The following is a 20,702-nucleotide window of genomic DNA, read 5'->3' on the forward strand; positions in this document are numbered from 1 at the left end:
ATTATTTTTCTCCAAATCTAATTTCTTGAACCCTGCGCGTACCGCCAGGTCGATTTGTATCCTGAATTTCAATAGTTGGACGCCCATCTTTGCTTGGCCTAACTATCACCATAGTTCCATCCGGCAAAGTTCCATGACGCCCCCAGTTCCCATAATCAGATTTAATAGGAATAACATCCCGTAATGGCATGCTATTAAAAACTTTTTCCGCATCCTCTTGTGTTCCACCAGGATAGTGTGAAATATAATTTTTTCCCTTTACACCATCCAGGACCGGGGCGCCACCCATTACACCAGATAGAGTTGAATCTATAGCTTCTTTATCTCTTGGGGGTACAGCAAGCGTAATAATAGGCAGAGGGTCTGTGATAGGCGTAGTGATGATTCCCGCACTAGGCTTCTGGGTATCCAGAGGTTTACCACCTACTGTTGTTCCCTCTTTGGATCCTTCTGCAGGATATTCCGTCGATGACCCTCCTGGTATGGGGTTTGTGGTCTTGTCATTGCCCGTGTGACTCGGCCCCGGCTTCGGTCCGTAGCCTCCACCGTAGCCAGGTATTTGATCCGCCAGACTCGGTTGTTTCGCCTCAAACTCCTGGGTCAACTGTGCAGCCAACCATGCCGCCGCTGCCGCCGGCAGTAGATTCATGCACACGCTACTGCTCGCACACGTGCGCAATAGCGCTTGGCCGGCTTGGTCCAACAACCTCAGTCCTCCCGCCCCAAGGCGCTGCCCCTGTTGAACAGCAGCATTAACGGTATTAATAACAAGTAGGTTGTTCTGCGCGGCCTCATTGAGCGCACCGGCTCCTGCTGCCGCGCCACCAGCGGCGCTGCCAGTACCAAAGGCTAGCAAGCCCGTCAACGCCGCCGCCGTGCTTGGCTCGACCCCTTGCCCAACCAGATAGCCTGCGACATGCGGTGCAGCAACACTAGTGAGCCCTGCACCTGCCGCACCTGCCACTCCGCCACCTAATCCGCCAAGTAGTGCATGGCCACCAGCGCGGCATGCGCCATCCGGACCCCAGCAACGCACCTCTTCTTCATTCTTGGCGTTGGCAAATCGGTCGTTGGCATATTCACCCCATGACTTGGCCGCCTGCTTCCCAAACTCCGCCGTGATCGCCACCTGCGCATCGATCTCGCGCTGCACCTTGTCCTGATCAAATATCCGCTCGATGCCCGTGGCGTCGCCCGTGCGCACGCTCTGGTCGCCTGCGATGCCCGAGATACCCGCCGTGGTGGTGCCTTGGGCGCTGCCGCTGTCCTGGCCTACGCCGGCTCCCACGCCCTTGACGCCGAACTTGCCCGCATCGTTGCCCACACTGGCATTGACCCCCACGGCCTGGCCTTCGTAGCTAGCTTGGTTCTGCAGGTCGCTGGTGGTGAGTGCCCCGCCGGTGCTGAAACGGTTTTTGCCCTGCTCCAGCGCCGTCTGGTTGCTGGCGATGACGGCGCCCTTGAGGTCGGTGTCGCCCTTGACGCTGACCTGGAAGCCGCCGTCCCCTGCCTGTATGCCGCTTTGCTCGGTGACGCTTTGGTAGTTGCTGCTGACCTTGCTCCGGCCGGCATTCAATCCGCCGCCGATGGGCACGCCCACGGGGCTGATGGTGAGGCTGCCACCGGCCGACTGGCTACGGCTGGCGTAGCTGCTGCTGTCTTGCAGGCTTTCGATATTGAGATTGCCACCCACATCGGCGATGACCTGCTTGCCGCTGACCACGGCCCCCTTGAGGCTGGTGTCGCCGCCGGACTGGAGTGTGACGCTGTTGCCTGCGGCTATGTGGGTGTTGGTGTGGGTGAGGTCGTCGCCGGCCTGATTGCCACGGCCTTTGCTGGCACTGACGGTAATGCCGGTTTGCGCACCCACGCTCACGCCGATGCTGCCGGAGCTGGAGCTGCTGCTGCCGCCGAGGCTGGCCGTACTCTGAGCCGCCTGCAGACGGATATCGCCTTCTGCGGCCAAGGTGGCGTCCTGGCCGGCAGTGATATCCGAGCCGCGAACCAGGATGGAGCTGTCCGCCCCCGCCCCTTGGGCAAGGATGTTGACATTGCCGCCGGCTTTGACGGTGCTGCCACGTGCGCTGTCGCTGGTTTGTGCCGTGTTGCTCTGGCTTTTGCTGGAGCCCAGGCTGATGGAGATGGAGGCAGCCTTGGAGGGGTCGCCGCCAGCCAGCGCCTGGGCTGCGCCCTGCAGCTCGCCCGCAGAGTTCTTGACGTTCAACGCCGTCGCCGCTGCAGCCAGGGCCTGCATGCGGCCGCTGCCGGTGTTGCGGGCGGCATCCGCCATGTTGTCGGCTGTCTGTATGGCGCTAATGACGGGGCTGCCGATGCTGACGCTCAAGCCGCTTTGCTTGAAGCGTTGCTCGGTGGCGGTGTTGCCGGTTTCGCGGGCCTCGACGATCTGAACCTCTTTGGCCACGACGTTGACATCACCGCCCGGGGCCATGACATCGCTGCCGACTTGCTTGTAAGCATTGCCAGCAACGATGTTGACATCGCCGCCCACGCTGCCGACCGTAGATGCAGCGGCCGTGGTGCGGGTGCCCGTCTGATCGGCACTTTGCATACGGCTGCCGATGGTGAAACCGATGCCTCCGCCGCCGCCAAAGATGCCGCTCTTGGTTTCCTTGCGGTAGTGCTGTTCGCTGGAGGTTTCCTGGGCCGCGGCGATGGTGACGTCTCGGCCCGCCAGCAGGCTGGTTCCCGTGTCGGAGACCACATGGCTTGCCGTCACGGCAATATCGCGGCCGGCATTGATAGCAACCGTATCTCCGCCCAGATTGCTTCCAACTGCCGTGGTGCTGTGCAGTTGCTCCCGCGTGGTGACGGTCTTGCTTGAGAGGAAGCCTTTGGTGGTGTGCTGATGCGCCTCGTCCAGACTCTGGCTTGCCTGGCCTGCACTGATCTGGATATCGTTGCCGGCGGACAGGCTCAAGGCCTTGCCTGCGTCGATGGTGGCTGCCTTGGCATTGATATCCTGACCTGCGCTGAGGGTCACGCGGCCAGCGCCGGTGATCTGGGTGCCCACATCCAGCGCGCTCGACTGGCGCAAGTAGTTCTTGCTGTCCCAGTTGATATCCTGGCTGCTGCCGACCGCAACCGTGTTGAGGTTCAGCTTGTTGCCTGCGGTGAGCACGGTGGCGCCGGTGCCCGCATTCTGTATCTGCGCCGCCGTGAGATTGAGGTTGTTGCCCGCACTGGCCACAAGCACGCCGGCCGGCCCGGATACATAGATGCCCGCGACACGATCGATCCCTGTCTGGGTAAAGCGGTTGCCGCCTGCCTGGTTTTCGCTGCTTTGCGTGGTGGTTGTGAGGTTCAGGTCACGCCCTGCGGACACCGCGGCCGAGTCCACGCCCTTGATCATGCCTGCGAGGTTGTCAAAATCCTGCCGGGCTGCAAGCTTGACGTCGTTGCCAGACATCTGGCCGCCCAGATTCCGGATGTTCTCGGCCGTGATGTTCAAGGTGTTGCGGCCCGCAATGCTGCCGCTGTTGACGACATTGCCGGAAAGGTTCAGGTTCACATCCGAGCCTGCCAGCAAGGTGCCTGTGCCGTCCAGGTCGCCGGGTTTGACCCTTACATACACTTGCGGAACCAGAACGCTTTGCCTGGAGCCATCGGGTAGCGTCACTTCCTTGGTGACCAGCCAGACGATGTCGCTGGTCAGTTGCGCCACCTGTGCCGCACTGAGCTCTATACCTGGGCGCAAGCCTTGCGCCTGGGCGAAGGTTGCGCCGTTTTGCAGCAAGTCTTTGTATTGCTCGTCATTGCTGGTGTAGTTGCCCAGGAATCGGCGGCCCGTGAGTTGCCCGATTTGCTGCTGCACCAGTTGCTGCTCGTAGAACCCGTCGCCCAGTCGCTTTTGAACGGTGCCGGGGTCCATTTGCAGAGCCTGGAGCATGTAGTCCGAAGACAGCCAGTTTTTATATTGCGTGAACCTGGGGTCTGTCTCGACCAGGAATAGCGCGCCTGCTTCAGGGCGCTGGCGATACAGGGAAGTCCCAGGTATCCGGGTGTTGGGCTGGGCGGTGCGAATATTGAATTGAGAGGACGCTGATCTGGCATTGGATGCATCCGCCGCCGTGCTCTCGGGGATCGCGGCTGCACCAACCTTGGCAGAGGCCTGCGCTTGAGCGCTGCCCCCTTGCGCCGCCACGCCCGCTACGACATTGCTGGTGATCTGCCCCTGGGTCTGCGTTGCAGTGGCTGCACCGGCAGCCGGGCCGGCCTGCGTTCCCTGAACGGCACCAGGAGCCACGGAATGATGGATGGCATCCACCGCGCCCGCAGCAGATGCCTGGGCCTGCACCGCTGAAATGGCGCTGGCTCCAGGCGCTGCGCCGGTCGAGGGGTTCGCAGCGTGCTCCGTATATGTGTAGGAGGCCAGTGTCTGCGTCTTGATTGAGCCTGCAGGTGCATAGACCGAGCCGCTGTACTTGCGGTTTGGAGTGCTGGAGCCTCCATTCCATGTGCTGTAGACATAGCCTTGGACGACGGATTTGACATCCACGGTCGTAGCTCGGTTGTCGAGTGAGCCGCCCGTCGCGTTGATCGATCCACCCGCCAGAATGGTGCTGTCCTGATTCAGGAGCTTGCTGGATGGATTCGATCCATTCCATTGCAGATTGCCGCCTGCCACGATTTTTCCGGGGGCAGATTGCGTCACTTGCGCACTTTGCTCGGTGCTGCTGTAGTCGTAGAAGACAAAATCCCCAATCCAGCGATTGCGAATATCCTGGTAGAAGGCATCCAGCTTCGCGTCCAGGGCGGCATCCGCTGCATTGCGCGCGTCCAGCAGCGGTTTGTAGGCGTTGTATTCATCTACGTGAGCCTGGGTGACCTGGACATACCGGCTCCCGCTATCCCAGTTGTCGATGGTGTGATAGCCCACTGTGCAGCGTGCCAGAGCGGCGCAGGGATTGGTGCTGCTTAAAACAGGCGCTGGCCCGGTATAGGGCTGCACGCCAAAGTCGCTCCAGATTCGGTGGTCGGCCGCGTAGTGCGCCCCTTTGATGATCTGAGGCACGACGTTCATGAATCCAATGATTCGGTCGCCGCTGTATTGCATATAGCCCTGAACCCGCTGGCCGTTGTCATCGACATAGCTGGGGTTGTAGTAAGGCGCATATTTCTCGAACGGATATCGCTCAGAAGGCAGGAGCAAGCCTTTGTAATACTGATCGAAGGCTGTGGTTTCACCGGTAGTGAATGAGCAGGTTTCTCCGCCCATGCTGCACCGCCAGTCATTGCCGCTGACCACGAAACTAATGTCCTTCAACCCGGAACCTCCAACATTGCCATTGGAGATCAGCAGAACGTCGCTGCCCTTGTAGCGCTGACCATTGGGTGCTTGAAATTCAACAATCTTTTGAGGCTGGCCATCAACCAATGTCCACTGCAGATGCTCATTGGCATTGCGAACCTGGTCATGCCCCAGCACCATGCTGGCGGCAGACTCCAGCGTGGCGCTGTTGTTGTTGAGCGTCTGCCCTGCGCCTGTGGCATGCCAATTTGAATCAAGCGCCCCACCAGTGAAGAGATCTCCTGCGCTATAGATCAGCGCATTTTCCCGGTTGGTGATGTTTTGAACGCCCAGGTCGATCCGCTCTCGCGCAGCAATCGTGGCAGCCTGAGTGATGCCTGCAACCGTTTCTTCCTGGTTGGTCAGCGCGCTGGCTGCAATCGCTACCCGGTCACCATAGATGCGGCCGGTGCCAACGTTGTTGACATTGCCAGCCTGAATGCGGGTGTCCGCACCGTCGATCAGCCCGCGATTGGTCAAGGTGTCGGAGATCGTGAGCTGCGTTGTTTGCCCACTCAGCAGCTCGCCCGTGGCCTGGTTGTCCAGGTTGCTGGCGTTGACGGTCAGGTTCTTTCCGGCCTGGACAGTGACCGGGTTTGTCAATGTGCCCGTGGTTTGCAGCTGCAAGTTGCCACCAGCCTGCAAGGTGCCCGCCAGGGTATGGTCGCCTTGCAAATTCAGGCTCACGTCACCACGCGAGGCAATCTCTCCTGCGCCGTTCAGGCTGCCTGTGCGAAGGTCCACCTTGTGATCGGCAACGATTTGACCCGCGTTGTTGCTGATGTTCAGTGTGGGAGTGGCGGCCTGGTCGGCGGCAATCTTCAGTTGCTTGCCGGCGCTGAGCTCGCCCCGATCATTGATCAGTTGGCCATCGCTGGGAATCGTCAAGTCCTGGCCTGCACGCACAGCCCCTTGGCTGTTGTCCAGCTTGGCAGCGGTCACGGAAATCGTGCTAGCTTCCAGGCCCAGCGCTTGTGCGCTCCCATCGCCGTTGAAAGCCAGGGTGTTCTGGTTATCGATATTTGCGGCCTGAATCGTCAATGCCTGCCCTACCCGGACCAGCCCTGCCTGATTGGTCAGAGTGCCGCTACCGACGCTGATACCTGCTCCTTGCACCGCAAGAATCTGGCTGCCCGAGTTGTCGATACCTGTTGATTGCAGGTTGAGCTGTGCACCGCTGTATATCTGTGCAGCCTGAGCATTCTTCCCGGTGCTGTTGATCGCGCCGCTGCTCGTGATGTTCAGGTCGGTCTGGGCACTGATCAGGCCCCCTTGGTTGTTCAATGTGCCACTATTAATGTCCAGTTGCGCGCCGGCGACCAGGCCCAGAGAACCTGCGCTGCTGCGGCTTGCCTGGTTGCTCAGAGATTGCTGGTGGGTGTCAATGCCGAGATTGCGACCTGCGGCCACCAGGCCTGCATCGTTGTCCATCTGGCCGGTCGACAGGATGGCGTCTCGTCCCGACACGATCTTGCCTTGGCCGTTGTGCAGTTGATTGCCCGCGCCGTCCAATGTGAGCCGAATATCGTTTTCCGCCTGGATCAGGCCTGCAGCGTTCTTGACGGCATTCGTTGTGGTGTGAAGATTGAGGTCGCCCTGAATTGCAACCAAGCTGCCCTGGCTGTTGTCCCAAGCCGTGGCCGTTGCCGTCACGCTCTGCTGCCCTGCGACCATGCCGCCGGTGTTGTCGACATCCGCAGAGCTGGTGAGCGCGGTTGCTCCGTTGCCGATGATTTTTCCGCGTGTGTTGTGGAGTCCGCCCGTATCCACGCGAAGCTGGCCGGAGCCAGCATGACCGATCATCCCATCCGTGTTGTCAAGCACCCCACCGGAGACCACAGCGAAGTCCTGCGCATTGGCAACGATGCGCCCCGCACTATTGTTGATAGCGCCAGCACTGCGAATGCCTGCAACAGGGTTGGCGGCTGCGGAAGCCGTATCCGTCTGCTGGATGACGCCTTCGGTATTGTCTATCTCGCCGACATCGATGCTGAGCTGCCCACCACTGAGCTGCGCCTTGGAGCTGTCGAGTTTTTGCCCGGCGGTGGTGGAAATACTCAGCAATCCGGGTGTGCTGATCCTGGCCTGAGCAGCTTGAATATCTCCCGTCGTCGCGCTCAGCGTCACGTCTGCACCGGTGCTTCCAGTGGTGCTGCCTTGAAGATCGAGGCTGGCGGCTTTCAGGTTCAATGAGCCTGTCGCCAATGCCTGCCCATTGGTTTGCAGGCTGCCGGATGTCACTGCCATCAAAGCGCCGCTGCCCGTCAATTGCCCATTGGCAGCCATGCCGGCCGCCAGAACATTGGCAGCACTGCCGGCAAAGCTGTCTGCAGTGAGCGACAGATTCTTGGCCGCGGCAATGGTGCCTTGATTGCCAACCGCACCGGCCACATCCAAGGTCTGCTCACCAGCTGCGTACAGCGTTGCGCTGTTGTCCAAGCTGGTGGCCGTGGTTCTGAGATCCTTGGCAGCATAGAGGTTGCTGCTGTTGGTGATGGCTTGGGCATTGACCGTGAGATTGCCGCCTTGGCTTTGAATGCCTGTGGCGTTTCCCGAGGTGCCTGTACGGGTGTTGCCCAGGTCTGCGCTTGTCAGTTGCAGGTCGCCATTGGAGGAGATCAATCCATCGCTGTTGCTGACATTGCCGCTGCTGGCCAAAGACAAGGTTCCATTGCCAAGGATCTGTCCGCGGGCGTTGTCAAGGCTGGATGCCTGCAGTGCTCCGTGCCCTGAGCCGGCATGGCTGATCAGTCCATCTGTATTGTCCAGCGCACCAGATTGAAGCTTGAGATTTGCCGCATTGACAACAATGCGCCCGGCGTTGTTGTTCAGTGCGCCGCCCCTCAGATTGATGTCCAGATCAGCGCCCCCGGACTGTTCAATGTTTCCTTGATGGTTGTTTAACTGCCCAACCTGAATTTGCAATTGCTGGGCAGCCAGGCGGCCTGCGGTGTTGTCCAGCGTTTGGCCTGCAACCGTGTTGGCGGTAATGGACAGCTTGCCTGGCGTGCTGACTTTGGAACCCGCCGTGACAATGCTGCCCTGGGCGGCACTCAGATTCACATCTGCATTGGCACTGCCTGCCGTTGCACTTCCCAGATCCAGGCTGGCGCCGCCGAGGTTGACATTGTTTGCAGCCAATGCCTGGCCGGCTGTCTGCAATCCAGCCGAAGTGGTGACGTTCAAAGTCCCGGGATTGACGAGTTTTCCGTCCGCAGCCATGCCTGCAGCCAGCACATTGCTGCCAGCGCCTGCAAACGAGGCGGCTGTCACGTTCAGGTCCTGGGCAGCGGCAATCGTCCCGCTGCTCGTGATTGCACCGGTCGCATTCAGCGTCTGCGCGCGTCCTGCGTAGAGGGTGCCGCTATTGCTCAGACTTGAAGTTGCCGCAATCAGGTTCTTGGCGGCCTGGATACTCCCGCTGTTATCGAGTTGCTGAACGTTCAGATGAACATCGCCCGTCTGGCTTTGAATGCCTTTGGCTGTGCTTGCCGCAGGGGTGGCGCCATTGATCAATCGAGCACTGGTAATGTCGAGTTGCTCGATCGCAGAGATCAATCCATCTGTGTTGTCGAGCTTGCCCGCGTCGATGCTGAGCTGCGTTGCGCTGATCTGTCCGAGGGTGTTGTCCAGGCGCTGGCTGCTCGAGCCGTCGGCTCGGATGGCCAAAAGACCTGCGCTGCTGATGCGGGCGCCGCCCGTCTGGATGTCGCCGCTTCGAGCCGTCAGGCTCATATTGCCTGCTGTGCTTGCCGCGCTGCTCTGTCTGAGGTCCAGGCTTGCGGCATCAAGACTGACGTTGCCTGCTGCCAGAATTTGCCCGGCGCTCTGCAAATGTGCGGATGCAGTTGCGGTCAGGACACCGGCTCCGGCAAGCTTGCCATCAGCGGCCATGCCCGCAGCCAGTACATGAGTGGCTGCGCCATTGAAGCTGCCTGTTTTTACAGTCAGGTTCCGGGCTGCGCCAATCGTTGCGCTGCTGGTCATGCCGCCATCAACTGTCAGTGCCTGGCTGCCTGCCGAATACATGACTCCGCTGTTGTTCAGGGTCGAGGCATGTGTCTCAAGTGCCTGCGCCGCATGGACGCTGCCGCTATTGCTCAAGGCCTGGGCTTGCACATGCAGGGAGCCATTGCTCACAATGCGCGCGCCATCCGTGACAGCCGGTTGATTGCTGCGTCGGGAGTCATTGAGGAGCTGGCCTTGGCTGCTCAGGTTGAAGCTTCCGCCACCGGCATGCAGCAGCTGGCCCGCCGTGTTATCGATGCTCCGGGCAGCAATGTTCAGGTTACCGGCTGCTGTTTGAATCAGGCCAGCTCTGTTGTCCAGATCCCCTTGCAAAGCGATTGTCTGGTCACTGCCGCCGCTTTGGATGATCTGTCCACCGACATTGCTCAGAGCGTTGGCATGGATGCCGAGACTGGAGGCCTGCACTCGCGCGCAATCTGTCGCGAGTGTCTGGCCCGTTTGCAGAGTCATTGTCTCGGTTGCCAGCAACTGGCTGCCTTTGGCTTGCAAATCACCTGCTGTGGCATGCAGTTGCAAGGCTTTAGCCTGCTGGCGAGACGAAGTCAGGTCAAGGCTTGCAGCTCGCATCTGCACATTGCGGGTGGCCAGCGCCTGGCCTGAGGTCTGCAGCTGTGCATCTGCATGCACGCTCAGATTTCTATCCCCGAGCAACCGGCCATCCGTATGCAAGCCAGCCGCCCAGACTGTTGCATCTCGGGCCTGAATCTGCGCTCCAGCCCCTGCAGCCTGAATGGAGACATCACCCAATGCAGCCACTGTGCCGCTGTGTGCCTGGCTCGCCTGCGAACTCAATTGGACATTGCCGCCGCCATAGATGGCACCGCTTTGCTCTACCGCGCCACGCGTGTTCACGACAACATCGGAGCTGGTGGATTGGATGGAGCCGCTGTTGTTGAGCCAGCCTTCACTGTTCAAGGTGAGGCTGCCACTACCGGCTTGGAGCAGGCCGGAGTTTCGAACACCCAGGCCAGACTCGGTGCCTACGATAAAGATCTTGCCCGCATACATGCCGCCCAATTGAGCGACGTCCAGGGCAAACTGGGGTTTCGCAGGCTCTGCGCCTGTCGCACTGGGCTTGCTTTGCTGGACATTGCCATCGGCGGCAATCTGGTTGACGCCTGTGACGACCTTGAGGTCTTGAGCCCACAGCCCGGCGTTCAGCGAGATGGCTCTTGCAAGGATGTTGGCGTAATCTGCCTTGGTGGCATCAAGCCCATTGCCCTGGATGCTGATGAGACCGCCTTGCACATTCAAGCCGTCAACCGCTCCATTGGCTCCGTACAGCGGTCTGCCCGTCGTCAGGGTCACGCCTGCAGCATTGATGAAGGACAGGCCATCGACCACCAGACCCGAAGGGTTGGCGATGATGACGTCGGCCCGCCGGCCTGCCACTTCCAGCGCCCCCATCAGGCGGGATTGGGCAGCTGAATTGACTTCGTTGACGATGACTCTGGCGCCGCCGTTGGCAAGCCATGGATTGCCTTGCACCCAGCCACCAATCTGGGTTTGCACATTGCTGCGGCTGTTGTTGAGGATGGCGCCTTTTTGCCCGATATCGAACTGCTGGTAGGTGTTGCGGCTCACGCCAGCCGCGGAAGGGGTCTGGATGTTGACCGTGGGCGTGCCGTTGGCTGATTCCAGAACCGTGGGGCGCTGACGGTTGGGGGCCGAGGGATCGGCAATGATTTGCGCAAAACCGGCAGGAGCCCCCAGAGCCAAGGCCAGCATGCCTGCTGTTCTGGTTGCAGCAGAGAACGGGAAATCGCTGAGGAAGGATCTGGCAGTGCGCAAACTGCCCGCCGACGAGGCACCTGAGTCGGCAGCTCCTGTCTGTGTGCTGCCATTGCCGGCCTTGCCTTCGCTGGAGGCTGTTTCCTGCACCACGATCCGGATGCCACGCGCTTTGTTGAAGATAACGCGATGAAGATTCTTGTTCATGACGATGCCTCAGAAGCTGTAAGCCAGGCTCAGAGCCAGGTTGGTGTGGGAGGTTCGGAAGTGCTCCGGCTTTTTGACAGGCGTTGCCACAAAGACTTCATAGGAGAACTTGCGCCAGGCCCCACGCAGGCCTATGGCCGCGCCGGTCAATGAATGGCCCACCAGGTACTTCGCAGAGGGCCCGCTGACATGGCCGGTATCCAGGCCCAAAAAGGCTTCGGCATTGCCCGCAGCGCCCAGACTCAAGGAGGTGCTGAGTTCGTTGCGCCAGTACCAGCCACGCTCCGCCAGCAAGGTGCTTTCTCCGTCAAAGCCCCGCACCGTGTAACGGCCGCCGATACCGAGGCGGTCCTGTGGCGTCAGCGGCGTCTTGTTCCACTGGCCATGCCAGTTGCTGCTGAACCTGAGTTTGGTGCCGCCCAGCTCGAAGGGCTTGGACAATGCCAGATCGGCAATGAAGAGCTTCATGCGCGAAGTGCCTTCACCAAAGGGCTCCTCTGGCGCGTGCAAGGCCGCAAAAGCACCTGTGCCTCGCTTGTAGGCCAGATTGGCATCCAGGATGGCATTGCCCAGATAGCTGCGCTGATTCAGGCTCAGCTCAAAGCCCGAGGTGCGCCTGCGCTGGACATCGATTTCCACATCGTCGATGTAGTTGTTGGAGGTCCGCTGGAACGCCTTGATGCCAACCGTTGTCTTCGAGGAGGCATTGCGAAACACTACGCGGCTTAGCTTGAAATCCAGGTTGCTGGATTCGCCGCTGTAGGTGTAGTTTTGATAGGCACCGGCCACGCCTTGGTGGTACTTGTTATAGGAGCCGGACAGGGCTGCCAGCCAGTACCCCAAAGGCACGGAATACTGCGCTGCACGGGTCTCGGTGCCACGGTTGCCACCATTGCCGATACCACCGCCGAAGCTGAAATACATCAGATCATTCAGGCCCAGCGGGTTGTCCCAGGACACGGTGCCCGTGCCCTGGACTTTTCCTGTAGATTTGGTGCCACCATTATCCAAGGCGACGTTAAAGCGCAGCGGGCTTATTTTCTTATAGGTAATCATCAAATCACTTTGGCCGGGTTCGACATCCGGGCCTTCGGCGGGAGTGATTTGAATATCGGCATCTGCCGTTGGAACACGCTTGAGGTTTTCCAAGCCTTGCTCAATATCACGCAGTTGCAGCAGCTCGCCAGGTTTGGACGGCAGCGCTGCAATAAGTGAAGTGTCTCCTGTGCTGTCCGGGGTAAATCGGATGGACCTGAGAACGCCGGGAATGAAAGCAACGGTCAGCACCCCGCTTTGGAGGTTTTGCGGAGCCACCATGACCCGGGAGGTCACGTAGCCATGCTCAAGCACTGCCTGCTGCAGCCGAGCCAGGATGACTTCGACACCCTTCGCCCCAATGCAAGGCCTGGCACTCAGATCAATACCCGCTGCCGCCTTGAGCCACGGCACTTGATCAAGTTTTTCTCCTGTCAATTCAAGGGAGTGCAGCGCAAAGCAGGGAATCTCGCTCGTCGGCATCTCCAGCGCAATGGCCTTGGTCCGCGGCTGCAAGGTATCTGCATTGGGAGCCATGCGCTCACGCAGTTCCCGTTCACGCTCTTGCTGTCGTTGCAACTGCTGCTGTTCAATGGCTGACCCGGACAGTTGCGCCATAGCAGGAGCTGCAAAGCTGAGTACGGCAACAAATAGTGACGTCAATTGAAAACGCTTGCCAGGCGCTGTCTCCCCCATAAAAGACCTATTTATTTCTTGTGTCATTATTTCTCGCATGAAAGCAGCCATGTTTATGGCTGATGGCCGGCATACAAAAGCTACAACAGCAGCATATTTAATGAATAACAAGTTTCCTGCAGTGAATTACCTCCACAGCAGTAGAAAGAGCTTTCACTGTTTTCCGTGGCCAGGCCAGGTGTGAAATCCAATTTTCACTCGTGACTTTTTTATTTGATTGAGAAGTAGCTTCGCTAACGGCGAATTTTTTATTTCTCCACCGGCTGCCACCCTTGAAGCCAGGGTTCCGGACTGAAGCACTCAGCGGCCTCAGTGCCCGCCTACGCCAACGATGTCATGCAAGTCAATGCACTCTTGAATGAGTATGAAAACCGGCGTATCAATCGGTCCCCCATTGATCAAGACAAGCAAAAATATGAAGGCGCTCTCAGCGATCACTGACGAAATATGGAGATGGGCCCAAGAAAGCATCAGACGACAGAGAACATGCTAATCAAAGCAGTCGATGATTTAGATAAGAAAATTCTTATTTTTCGGAACTGAAAACTCAGCAATATCGTTCATATGCCACGAAAACTGAATGCCAGATTTGATGCATCCGTGCTTATCGTCCTGATCTGCCAACATCTGGGTAATGCAAGCCCGCAATAGTGCGGTATTTTTTGAGCATCAGAAGTCATAGCCCCGCTTGCATTCAATGGCGTGGCATGCAGCCAGGTCATGCTGCAGCACACAATTGACCATGAAGCCACTTTAAGCTTTAGGCTTGAATGCATGATTTCTCAATCCCCACCGCAGAACAAATCCTCTTTACTCATGCTGCGGGTGCCGCCGATGGCGCTGTTCGCTGTGTTTGCCGTGGCAATGTGGCTTCTGCCCGGTATCTTGCCGATCGGATTCACTGCTTCATGGATGGTGGCTCTCATGCTCGCCGCATTGGGCGGAGCGTTCTGCCTCGCCGGTGTTCGGGCATTTCAGCATGCCCGGACCACGGTGAACCCCATCACCCCGGCAGCATCGACGGCGCTGGTGGTCAGCGGGATCTATCGGGTGACACGCAATCCGATGTATCTGGGCTTTGCGCTTTTATTGCTGGCACTCGCCATGTATTTGGGCAAGCTATCAGGATTGCTGCTTGTGCCGCTGTTCATGGCCTACCTTCAGCACTTCCAGATACGACCAGAGGAAAGAGCGCTGCAGGCGAAATTTGGTGTTTTGTTCGTGGCCTATTGTCGGCAGGTACGACGCTGGCTATAGAAGGATTTGAGCCGGCCCGGGCCACGCCGGCTGGTATTGACTGCGCATCCGGCGCCATGCACCGCTGCCTTGCAAGCAGACAGACAAGGTCAGGCAAGCTACCAGGCTGCATCGATGCTGGCGCAGCCCAGAACTCCATTCAGCCCGGTCATCCAGAGATTGCAGGGCATCCATGCTTGCCACGGACAGATCAGCGGGGCACATAGGCCACTTGCCCACCTGACGCTTTGCGCTCGATCACCAGCAAGTGACTTGATCGAGCGGCAGAGGCTTGCTGCAGCCGGTTTTTACGTCCAATCGTCTCTGACCTCGTAAATGACCCAGGCCACCAGCAAGACGACCAGTTGCAGACCAATCAGTTGAATCATGAGAGTAGACATCGCCGCTCTCCTTGAGTGCATTGATGCAGTCATGGTCCCACTTCGGATGCTCGCCAGCAAATGAAGACAGCTTGCACTTCGCGGGCTTTAGCAGCTACACATTGGGCTGCTCTATCGGATCGCCCGGCAGCTCTGCAGGCGGCTGATCATTGGGCGGATCAATCGGATCCGGCTTGGGTTCCGGTTCTTTGAGCGGGTTCTTCTGAAGAGTCATGGCGGCCATCTCCTTGCAATGATGAAGTCGGTGCCGAACAGATTGGCGAATGAGTCACAGACACAATGGGGAGCAGCACCATAGATCTCTGACGAGTTGCGGGCAGCATCCGGATGAGGCTCAGGATATCTCGAAGATGTCGCCATCCGACAATGCCGCGCTCTCATGGTAGATGTCATAAAGGTACTGAGGCAGCTCCTCATAAGTGATCTCGGGAGGAACGACCAGATCCACCGGGCCAAGCTTTCCATCGAGCCCAACCGCAAAGCAGCGCCATCCCGAGTTGCTGCGCTCTATGGCCAGGATGTCGCCAAACACATTGAATCGGTACTTTTCCATTTCTGCTCCACTGTTGAGCCTTGCATGCTAGCCGCATCTGCTCGCCAGTCTCGGACAGCCTGTGGCACCTGAATTGCCGAACCCGTGCATCAAGAGCCATCAGCCCGAAGCCTTGTCAGAGCCGATGGAAACGAGGCATCGCTGCTTTTCCTGGCGTTCGCCCCCATCCTGTTTATGCATCAAAGCTGACGTTTTACTTAATGGATAGGGCTTCAAGGTTATTAAAAAGAGTACTGTGGAGCTCGGCGATCAATCTTGATTCGTCATCCAGGACTGGAGGTCTATATGCCAGATAGCCGTATTCCCCCGCCAATCCAGAAGTTCTGGGAAACCACCAAGGAGCTGTTCTCCATGGACAAGGATTTCCCTGCGCCGCCCCAACTAGACTCGCAAGAGCCCACAGACATGGAAAAAAAGCAGGAGGAAGAGAGACTGCTGCGCATGCGCCACAACTACCGATACTGGTAGCCCTGTCTCTTGAATCCAGCCTTGCGATTGGTTTTCAACCACCTCTACAGGTGGTTTTTTGTTGCCTTGAGATACAAAAGCATGAGCACTTGGACCGGATCAAGCCTAGGTCGCAGAGGAAATGCAGCGCTAAGATGAATCGAGAACCGTGAAGCTGGAGACGAGACTCGCGGCAGAATCAAATGGATCACCAAGGAGCCCCATGAAAAACAAAGTTGTGCTCATCACCGGAGGCAGCCGAGGCATTGGAGCAGCCACCGCCCTGCAAGCAGCAGCGGCAGGCTGGGATGTACTGCTCAGCTTCAATACAGATCAGACGGCAGCCGATGCGGTTGTCTCGCAAATCACGGAAATGGGCAGGCACGCCATGGCCATTCAGGCGGATATGGGCTGCGAAGAGCAGATTCGCCGTCTTTTTGCCGTGGCAGATGTACAGTTCGGGCGCCTGGACGCCCTGGTCAACAATGCAGGTATTGTGGACACGGCACAGACGCTGGCCGAGTTCAGTTTGCAGCGCCTTGAGCGAATGTTTCGCATCAACACCATAGGCGCTTTTCTATGCGCTCGCGAAGCGGTGCATCGCATGAGCACTGCCAATGGCGGCCATGGTGGAGCCATCGTGAATGTGTCCAGCATTGCGGCAAGACTTGGCGCGCCACGCCAGTACGTCGACTACGCGGCATCCAAGGGTGCTGTGGATGTGATGACTCTGGGGCTGGCCAAGGAAGTGGCTGCGGAAGGCATCCGCGTCAACGCTGTCCGTCCCGGCCTCATTGAAACGGATATTCATGCCAGCGGGGGACAGCCTGACCGGGTTCGGCGCCTGGCCGCCGGCGTTCCCATGAAGCGCGGAGGGACCGCTCTGGAGGTTGCCAATGCAATCGTATGGCTCATCTCGGACGAGTCGCCATACACCACAGGTAGCCTGATCGAGATTTCGGGCGGAAACCTCTAACCGGGCAGCCGCCCGACCACGGCAAGCCCTCTCGGCGAGCCCTCCGGTAGTCACACCAGGTGACACGGCGTTATCTGTTTCTCAGCCTTCGCTCGACCGCGCCAGTCGAGGCCTGTCATTCAGCGATGGCCGTGACCATGGCCGCCACCCGGGCGATGGCCTCCATGCGGTGGACGGTGATTTCCATGCCCTCCGTGGCCCGGGTGCGGTGGGCGGTGCGCGTGATGATGGTGGTAGTACCCAGGCCCATATGCAGGCCGCCCGTAGTAGTACGAGCCGCCATAAGGCTGATAGATGTAGGTATCGCTATACCCGTAGCTGTATCCAGGGCCCACCGCGTAGCATCCCGACAACAGCAAGACGAGGGCAGAGACTCCAAACAGTTTTTTCATGTACGAAGTTTAGACGGACCGAATTCGCGCGGTTTTTCAATGTGTAAGCCCGGCTTTGTGCAAACAACTGCCGGCATCTTGAGGAATTTTCTTTTGACATGCCCCGCAATGTCTGCCAGCTGGCGAAGGAGCTCCGTTTACATCCGGGGAATGCATGCAAATGGCCAAGTGGCCGTTTGACGGCAAGCCGGCCTGCTTTTTCATCTTCTGCCTGGGCGCCGCAGCTGTGTGGGATGGCAGCTATGTGGGATGGCAGCTGTGCCCTCCCCTCATCCCGGCCAAGGCGCCGCGCAATGGGTTCGCCCGACCAGGCATGCATGCCCGGCTGCCGGGTTGCAGCACTATGGTTGACGCGTGACGCTGCGCTAATAGCCCCAGCTTTGGCCTCCCGGATAGGTGCGCCCGCCACTCAATCCGGAGCCCGGCCACGGCCACAGGCTGCCTTGATTTTCACGGCCCTCGTTTCCGCGGTCACGAAAGTGATCCCGGTCCCAGTCGTTTTCAAAGTCGATCGGACGATCCCGCTGTTGAATATCGTTGTTTCTAAGATCCCGATCCGCATTCTTCTCAACCTGATGGGAGCCTGGATCCATTCCTTGCCCATTGACCGGCCTCTGCATCACGCATCCGGTCAATATCAAGGCGAACGCAGTCAGTGCAACTAGCTCTTTCATGGCAGCCCTTTCTACAAGTGGCACTGACAGCCTATTCCTGCCGGTGGATACCCGTGTAAAGCGATGTTCGTCGGCACGACGGCAGGCATGCGCATGGGAGCTGGTGCATCGACCACCCCGTGCATTCAAGCTCGTGACATTCGCAGCAGCGCAAAGATGCTGCAAGCACTGCTCTCCCGGCTCCTGAAGAGCGCTGGTGAAAGGGTTGCACAACTACTCTTTTGCCACAGCAGGCCTGCCGCCAGACCGGGTCACCACAACCAATGAGATACCGCCCAATATGGCGGCACCAGCCAGAGTCAGCCGCATGGTCCAGGGCTCTCCCAACAGGGAGACGGCACCGATGGCGGCCAGCAAGGGAACGCTCAGCTGTATTGATGCTGCAGCCCCCGCCTTCAGCTGAGGTAGCGCCGCATACCATGCGACGTAGCCCAATCCGGAAGTCAGCATTCCGGAGCACAGCGCATACATCAATCCTGCCGTGCTCCATGAGGCCTGCCCCTGCACCAACACGAGCATCAGCAGCGAAAGCGGCACCGTCCGCAAGAAATTTCCTGCCGTCACGCCGATCGGATCAGTTGCACCCTTGCCGAGCAAGGAATACAGCCCCCAGGCAACCCCTGCCAGGAGCATGAGCAAAGCCGCTCCCAGGGGCGGAGCCGAGAGTCCGGGTCGCAGCAACACCACCAGGCCGCCGAAAGCCAGCACCAATCCGCCCCATTGCCGGGGTGAAAGTGCCTCGCCGCGACAAAGGCCCACGCCCACCATCGTCGCCTGCACCGCGCCGAAAAGCAGCAAGGCACCGACACCGGCCGACAGACTCCCGTAGGCGAAGGAAAACAACGCCGCATAAGCGAACAACAAGCCCGCCGACGTCCAGTTGCCAACACCGGTAGAGGGAGCGCGTTTCAGGCTCACGACCAGCGCCAGCATGGCCGCGCCCGAAGCCAGGCGCACTGCCGTAAAGCTCGCGGCATCAATGGAGTGGGATTGGAGCGCAAGGCGGCACAGCAGCGAGTTGCCGGCAAAGGCCAGCATCGCCAGACCAGTCAACACAGTGGTGTGAAACAAGGGCATCACAACCTCGTAGATGGACCAACCCCGGTATTTTTCCATGTCATCCGTCCGTAACAAAGCAACTGCTGTCTTGATGGAGATAGCCCCGCCTTGCTGCCGGCGCCAGCCCTGTGCCGGAGGATCGGAGATTCAGCCCGGCAGGCTGGAAGAACGCGGCTGGCGCAGCAAGCGCCATCAGCTTCACGAGATGTCTAGAAGAGCAAAGCCCCGGTCGCCAAAACAGCAGGCCTGCGGTCCGGATTCAGGAATCAAGCCACACCACGGCCTCTGTGCATCAATTGCACACTTCCAGTCACTTTCTGTAGCTCGGAGAACGAGGGAGGTGAAATTTCCGCGACAGCTACAGTCACCATAATTCCTCAAACTTGACACACATCATGAAAGAGAAAGGGTTGGATGGAGTTCCTAGGCAATCAAAGCGCCCAGCTGAGGATGATGAAAGGCCAGATCATGGCGCAAGAAGCACTTCTCATTGCCCTGATCGAAACGCTGGATGACAACAAGAAAAGCAATCTGCAACACAACTTCAGCCAGCGCGCCGAAGAGATCAAGGCGGAGGTCTTGAACTCGATGGCGACAGATGAGCTCTACGAGCGCCTGCTGGAGCACCTCGACAGATATTCGAAGACCGTCAACTTGCGCCCTTGACTTGTTGCGCAACAAAGACCTGCCCGCCATGACGCGGGCTTTTTCTTTGGCGGCTTGCATGATGCCGGCTGGGTGGATCACGGCTCCAAACCATCTTCCCAGGCCCGATGGCAGCCGACGATTCCAAGGACAGGAGTTCAAACGCCGCCATCGCCTGAGCGGACTTGCCGGCTTGCTCACCGTCGAATCCGGGTGAGCGCAGCTACCCGTCATCAGCCCCGCCGACAGCAGGTACTCGAGAAACACATCACGCTTCCCGGTGGTCGGCCGCCCCGGACTTCCAGTATCCCTTCGCGCTCAAGCCGTGCCTGGGCAACTCTCGCTCTTGAAAGTAATGATGCTTCAGGCTACGGATGGCCGCAGACTCTCCCGCAATCCAGATGTAGCCAGGCCCTGTCGGCAAGGGGCGGTGCAGCAGTGCCTGACACAGGCTCAGGCCGGGCTCCGGCTGGGCATTGATCCATTGGACACGCAGCTTGGCCAGGCTGTCGATAGGCTGATGCTCACTTGGCGACAGCACTTCCGCATAGACCTTGGCATTGATGTCGGCGGGCAAACGGCTGGCAATGCTCTGGATGCCGGGCAAAGCGGTTGCATCGCCTGCCAGCATGACCCATTGTGTATTGCCGGGGAGCAGGAAACCGCCGCTGCGAGGCCCTGCGATTCCGATGTGTTCGCCAATCAAAGCCCGAGATGCCCACTCAGAGGCCGGACCGGAGCCGGATCCTGTTCCATGCAGAACAAAGTCCAGATCCAGCGTTCCGGCCTTGAAGTCGATACTTCGTATCGTGTACGCACGCCCTTCCCCGGTGGGAAGAAAGACTTTGACCCAGGCGGCTGGTTCATCGACGCCCTGCACTTGAAGAAATGCGGCAATCTCGTCACCGCCCACCGTGATTCGCCGCATATGTGGAGTGATGGAATGAACTGCCTGCACGACTCCCACGGCTCTTGCTGTGCGCGGCTTGTGGTCGATTTCATGCATGGCGCACTCCCTGGGGCAAGAAGGTCAGCAGCCGCACTGCGACCAGCAGGGATGGGGCGAAAAAGATGCCGAACCATGCCCGGGACAGCAAGGCCGCCACAGACTGCGTCCCGATGATCGGAAATCCGGTGAACACCGCCTGTGTGACTGGCAGCAGCTTGATTAATGCATTGATGGCGGGCGGCTGACAGGCCGCTGCTGCCACCGCTTCATGAGAACGAATGGACATCGATCACTCCAAATATGAGCATTTGCTCGATATGTGAAAGAATATGAGCCATTGCTCGCATTGAAAACTCGCGTTCGG

General features: G+C 58.9%; 12 protein-coding genes. 4 read left to right on the top strand and 8 right to left on the bottom strand.

Annotated elements, in window-relative coordinates:
* Position 1: 1 nt before the first annotated feature.
* Positions 2-11,275 (bottom strand): hemagglutinin repeat-containing protein, encoded by an 11,274-nt coding sequence (locus MPZ60_RS13935; RefSeq protein ID WP_242882053.1) that lies wholly within the window; start codon positions 11,273-11,275, stop codon positions 2-4.
* A gap of 9 nt (positions 11,276-11,284) precedes the next feature.
* Positions 11,285-12,928, bottom strand: a complete 1,644-nt coding sequence (locus tag MPZ60_RS13940) for a ShlB/FhaC/HecB family hemolysin secretion/activation protein (RefSeq protein WP_316249330.1) — start codon at positions 12,926-12,928, stop codon at positions 11,285-11,287.
* 798 nt (positions 12,929-13,726) lie between these two features.
* Here MPZ60_RS13940 and MPZ60_RS13945 point away from each other — a divergent pair.
* Positions 13,727-14,263, top strand: coding sequence for an isoprenylcysteine carboxylmethyltransferase family protein (locus tag MPZ60_RS13945; protein WP_034359106.1), 537 nt, complete (start codon positions 13,727-13,729; stop codon positions 14,261-14,263).
* Positions 14,264-14,977: 714 nt separating this feature from the next.
* Here the strand turns inward: MPZ60_RS13945 and MPZ60_RS13950 are convergent.
* A complete protein-coding gene (locus MPZ60_RS13950) occupies positions 14,978-15,196 on the bottom strand; it encodes a hypothetical protein (protein WP_034359109.1) in 219 nt (72 codons plus the stop codon).
* Between the two features lie 285 nt (positions 15,197-15,481).
* On the opposite strand from MPZ60_RS13950, the gene MPZ60_RS13955 reads away from it, so the two are divergent.
* Together MPZ60_RS13955 and MPZ60_RS13960 are read left to right on the top strand one after the other, a co-directional pair.
* The gene (locus MPZ60_RS13955; protein WP_034359111.1) at positions 15,482-15,664 is read left to right on the top strand and encodes a hypothetical protein; all 183 of its coding nucleotides are present in this window, start codon (positions 15,482-15,484) and stop codon (positions 15,662-15,664) included.
* A 202-nt stretch (positions 15,665-15,866) separates the two neighbouring features.
* A complete protein-coding gene (locus MPZ60_RS13960; RefSeq protein WP_012838488.1) occupies positions 15,867-16,619 on the top strand; it encodes an SDR family oxidoreductase in 753 nt (250 codons plus the stop codon).
* Between the two features lie 115 nt (positions 16,620-16,734).
* Here MPZ60_RS13960 and MPZ60_RS13965 read toward each other — a convergent pair whose 3' ends face one another.
* From MPZ60_RS13965 to MPZ60_RS13975, 3 genes are all read right to left on the bottom strand, one after another.
* Complete coding sequence (locus MPZ60_RS13965; RefSeq protein WP_165571726.1) at positions 16,735-16,902, bottom strand: hypothetical protein; 168 nt, start codon at positions 16,900-16,902, stop codon at positions 16,735-16,737.
* A 474-nt stretch (positions 16,903-17,376) separates the two neighbouring features.
* Complete coding sequence (locus tag MPZ60_RS13970) at positions 17,377-17,685, bottom strand: hypothetical protein (protein WP_034395478.1); 309 nt, start codon at positions 17,683-17,685, stop codon at positions 17,377-17,379.
* A 213-nt stretch (positions 17,686-17,898) separates the two neighbouring features.
* Positions 17,899-18,762, bottom strand: a complete 864-nt coding sequence (locus MPZ60_RS13975) for a DMT family transporter (RefSeq protein WP_034359139.1) — start codon at positions 18,760-18,762, stop codon at positions 17,899-17,901.
* A gap of 396 nt (positions 18,763-19,158) precedes the next feature.
* On the opposite strand from MPZ60_RS13975, the gene MPZ60_RS13980 reads away from it, so the two are divergent.
* Positions 19,159-19,410, top strand: a complete 252-nt coding sequence (locus MPZ60_RS13980; RefSeq protein ID WP_034359117.1) for a hypothetical protein — start codon at positions 19,159-19,161, stop codon at positions 19,408-19,410.
* A gap of 247 nt (positions 19,411-19,657) precedes the next feature.
* On the opposite strand, the gene MPZ60_RS13985 is transcribed toward MPZ60_RS13980, so the two are convergent.
* Both MPZ60_RS13985 and MPZ60_RS13990 read right to left on the bottom strand, forming a co-directional pair.
* On the bottom strand, positions 19,658-20,395 hold the full coding sequence (locus tag MPZ60_RS13985) for a siderophore-interacting protein (protein ID WP_034359119.1): 738 nt from the start codon (positions 20,393-20,395) through the stop codon (positions 19,658-19,660).
* Positions 20,388-20,624: a hypothetical protein gene (locus MPZ60_RS13990; protein ID WP_034359120.1), complete on the bottom strand. Its 237-nt coding sequence runs from the start codon at positions 20,622-20,624 to the stop codon at positions 20,388-20,390. The genes MPZ60_RS13985 and MPZ60_RS13990 overlap by 8 nt, the downstream gene beginning before the upstream one ends.
* Between the last annotated feature and the right edge of the window lie 78 nt (positions 20,625-20,702).

The organism is Comamonas sp. 7D-2 (genome assembly GCF_022749555.1).
Taxonomy (GTDB): Bacteria; Pseudomonadota; Gammaproteobacteria; order Burkholderiales; family Burkholderiaceae_C; genus Comamonas; species Comamonas thiooxydans.